Origin of the sequence: Kistimonas scapharcae (assembly GCF_039540975.1) — a bacterium.
Lineage (GTDB): Bacteria > Pseudomonadota > Gammaproteobacteria > Pseudomonadales > Endozoicomonadaceae > Kistimonas > Kistimonas scapharcae.
Genome location: NZ_BAABFL010000229.1, coordinates 1 through 1,096, shown reverse-complemented (window position 1 = coordinate 1,096; position 1,096 = coordinate 1). Strand labels below are relative to the sequence as shown.

Genomic DNA, 1,096 nt, shown 5'->3' with positions numbered 1-1,096 from the left:
TGAAAGCATGAGCGGTAGCAACATACTGCGGATTTTCAGGCTTGGTTCAAGGCTTTCAATGAAACGTCAACAGCCCCTAATCATTCAGTCCGCAAACAACTGCTCAACTGTCTTCATGGGTATGAACATCCTGGTTCGACCATTATGATCACATAACACCTCAAAACCGTACTTACGATAAAAGGCCTCCGCTGATTCTGTCAAACAATCCACCACTATGGCGTAAGCTCGCATGTGTGCATTGATCTCCCAAAAATAACGTAAGGCATGCACCAGGCAGATTTTCCCCAACCCTTGACCATGATAGGAACGATGGACAGCCAGCTGCGCCAGCAAAAAAACAGGGATGGGATACTTCGGTAAACGCTTTGCCATGCCCTGTGGCAATTTGTCTCGACTGATTGAACTCGGTGCAATACTGTAAAAAGCACAAATAGGCCATTTTTGGTTTGGTAGGGGCTGTTTTGCTGGCAACACCATTGTACGGCTGATTCCGGCCTGCATATGTTTTACTGCCTGGGTTTGCAGAAACCGGTTCAATTCCTCTTCGCCACAATCAAACGAATCACGATCATGGCGGGCTTTATCAATCTCAACAAATTCTGCTGACCAGCTCACTTGATGCCCTTCGCTTCAGTAAATGCCAATGCGTCCTTAAGAGCCTTGTTAGGTGCCTTGGCCTGCTCACAGGCTTGAGTGAAACGGTCAAAGACATCCCCTTCTACCGAAAAGCTTTCATATTTTTCAATGACTTGTGTCGCATCCTCATCCATAAGCCGGACCACATACTCCGTCAAACTCCGCAACCCTAACAGGGCCGAAGCCTTTTCTGCCTTGGCCTTAATCGCTTCATCCAGCCTTAAATCCAATCTTGTCGTTGCCATAACCGCCCCCTTTTGTACAGATATTTTCCGTATAGAGCAGTTTAGACCGGAAAAGTTCCTGAGGCAAACTGTACGGATAAATGGCGGAATATTTAGCCTGAAAATGCCGGTAATCGTATTTACCGGCACTGATGCATATTCTGGTTTACTTGAACACCGATTCTGGTCTACTTGAACACCCCCGTCACCTTACGTATTGGCGAGCCTGATTT

The 1,096-nt window shown here is 46.8% G+C and carries 2 protein-coding genes; both read right to left on the bottom strand.

Features of this window, described 5'->3' with window-relative positions; translation table 11 throughout:
- Positions 1 to 84: 84 nt before the first annotated feature.
- Complete coding sequence (locus tag ABD892_RS10585) at positions 85 to 618, bottom strand: GNAT family N-acetyltransferase (RefSeq protein ID WP_345195590.1); 534 nt, start codon at positions 616 to 618, stop codon at positions 85 to 87.
- The gene (locus tag ABD892_RS10580; protein ID WP_345195589.1) at positions 615 to 884 is read right to left on the bottom strand and encodes a type II toxin-antitoxin system TacA family antitoxin; all 270 of its coding nucleotides are present in this window, start codon (positions 882 to 884) and stop codon (positions 615 to 617) included. The genes ABD892_RS10585 and ABD892_RS10580 overlap by 4 nt, the downstream gene beginning before the upstream one ends.
- Positions 885 to 1,096: the final 212 nt, after the last annotated feature.

What these genes read in the sequence shown, in the direction of transcription:
- ABD892_RS10580 (WP_345195589.1), bottom strand. Translation starts at nt 884, where the DNA reads ATGGCAACGACAAGATTGGATTTAAGGCTGGATGAAGCGATTAAGGCC.